The organism is Streptomyces chilikensis, from assembly GCF_001642695.1.
In the GTDB taxonomy this organism is placed as follows: domain Bacteria; phylum Actinomycetota; class Actinomycetes; order Streptomycetales; family Streptomycetaceae; genus Streptomyces; species Streptomyces chilikensis.
In genome coordinates this window covers 1-2,096 of sequence record NZ_LWCC02000160.1, presented here as the reverse complement: position 1 = coordinate 2,096, position 2,096 = coordinate 1, and the positions used below count along the sequence as shown (strand labels likewise).

Below are 2,096 nucleotides of genomic sequence, written 5' to 3'. Positions count from 1 at the left end.
GGCCGCGGCCGCGGGGCGGCGGCCGCGGCCGCGGGGCGGCAGGTCCCGGGGCCGGGCCCCTGGTCAGGGGCGGGGCGGGTCACCGTAGGATGATCCGACCCTGTTCCCGCCGCGGCCCTCCGGGCCCGTTGCTGAGGAGATGCGTGCACGTGGCTGCTCGACGGCTTCCCACCTGGGCCTGGGTGACCGGCCTGACCAGCGCGGCGATCGTGGTGGTCATCGGGCTGGCCGTGCAGGCCGGCTCGGGGCCGAAGCCCGCCGCCCTGGACGACCGCGGCCCGGCGGCCTCCGCCTCGGACGCGCCGCGGCCGCGGAAGTCCCTGTCCGCGGAGGGCGAGGACGCCCCCTCCAAGGCGTCGGTGCCGCCGGAGTCCGGCACCGGCCGGCGGCTCGTGTACGCGCTGGAGGCGGACCGGGTGTGGCTGGTGGACGCCAGCGACAAGGCGCTGCGCAGCTTCACGGTGTGGCCGGGCACGATGGACCCGGAGCCGGGTGAGTACGAGGCGGGCACGCGGACGGCGGCCACCACCGGGTCCGACGGGGTGGCGATCGAGCACGTCGTGTACTTCGCCTTCTCCGGCGGCGTGAACTTCGCCTTCTCCCACGCGTCGGACGGCGCGTCTCCCGCGCCGGCCGAGGGCAAGCGGACGGCGGGTGTCCGCATGCCGGTCGAGGACGGCACGGCGCTGTGGGAGTTCGCCTCCACCGGCACCCCGGTCGTCGTCGTCCCCTGATCCGCCCCCGGTCACGCCGGGCGGCGGCTCCGCCGCGCCGGGCGGCCGGGCGGGGGCCGCGCCGCGCCCGGCCGGGGCGCGGTCAGGACGGGCGGGCCGTGCCCGTGCCCTTCTCCGCGTCGAGGGCGTACACGCAGCGGTCCTTGCTGCACGCGTACACCACGCCGCCCCGCACCACCGGCGACCCGGTGATCTCCCCGCCCGTGGCCAGCTTCCACCGCAGCCGGCCGTCGTCGGCCTTGAGCGTGTAGAGCAGGTGGTCGGTGGAGCCGAAGTGGATCCGCCCCTCGGCGACCGCCGGCGCGCCCACGATGTCGCCGCCCGCCTGGAACCGCCACTTGGGCGTGCCGGTGACCGCGTCCAGCGTGTACAGGCCCTTGCCGCTGGCGACGTGGATGTGTCCCGCGGCGACCAGCACCGGTTCGACGGAGGACCGCGCCTCGGTGGCGATCCGCCACCGGTCCCGGCCGTCCGCCGCGTCCAGCGCGTACACCGTGCCGAGGTAGTCGGCGAGGTACACGCCGCCGCCCGTGACGGCGGCCCCCGGCACGTACGCGGGCGGGCTCAGGAAGACCGCGGGCGCCTCGAAGTGCCAGTGCACATGGCCGTTCGCCACGTTGATCGCCAGCACCCGGGTGCCGGCGGACACGTACACGCACCCGTCGGAGGCGTGGCTCAGCCGCACCGGGACGCCCCCGCAGGAGGCCGCGTCGCCGATCGGGTACGACCACCGCTCCTCTCCCGTGCGGACGTCCAGCGCCCGCAGCCGGGCGTCCTGCCAGACGAAGGCGGTGCCGTCGTGCAGCGCCGGTCCGGCCTCCGGGGTCTCGAAGTCGGTCTGCGCGCCGCTCAGCTGCCACAGCCGGCGCCCCGTGGATGCTTCCCAGGCCTGCACCCCGCCGCCCCGCGTGCCGGTGAGCACGTGGCCGCGGTCGGCCTGGAGCGAGTACACCCAGGCGTCGGCGGACAGCCGCCACAGGTCGGTGCCGTCGCGGGCGTCCAGCGCGAACAGGGTGGGGCCGTCGGAGGCGTGGATCCGCCGGTCGGCGACCTTCATCGACCAGGCGACGTCACGGGTCTTGAAGCGGCGCCGGCCGGTCTGCACGTCCAGCGCGTGCACCTCGAAGGAGGTGACGTAGACCAGGTCGTCGGCGACCTCGGGGGTGCCCCAGACGTCGTTGGACATCCGGAAGCGCCACGGCCGCCAGCCGCCCCGCCCGTCCTGCTGCTCCTCGCCGGCCGGGCCCGGCTGCCCCGCCTGCTGCTGCGGCACCGGGGCGGCGCCCTGCTGGGCCCGTGCCCAGGAGGCCGCCAGCCCCGCCTCCGCCAGGGGCGCCCGCGCGGCGGCCGCGGCGCGTACCT

The 2,096-nt window shown here is 77.1% G+C and carries 2 protein-coding genes; one reads left to right on the top strand and one right to left on the bottom strand.

Translation table 11 applies throughout. From position 1 onward, the window contains the following. Positions 1-143 precede the first annotated feature (143 nt). Entirely contained in the window at positions 144-734 is a 591-nt protein-coding gene (locus tag A2U95_RS30050; RefSeq protein ID WP_166028859.1) for a L,D-transpeptidase family protein, read from the top strand. An 82-nt stretch (positions 735-816) separates the two neighbouring features. Here the strand turns inward: A2U95_RS30050 and A2U95_RS30045 are convergent. Next, the coding region (locus A2U95_RS30045) for an outer membrane protein assembly factor BamB family protein (RefSeq protein ID WP_166028857.1) at positions 817-2,096 on the bottom strand (1,280 nt) is incomplete at its 5' end.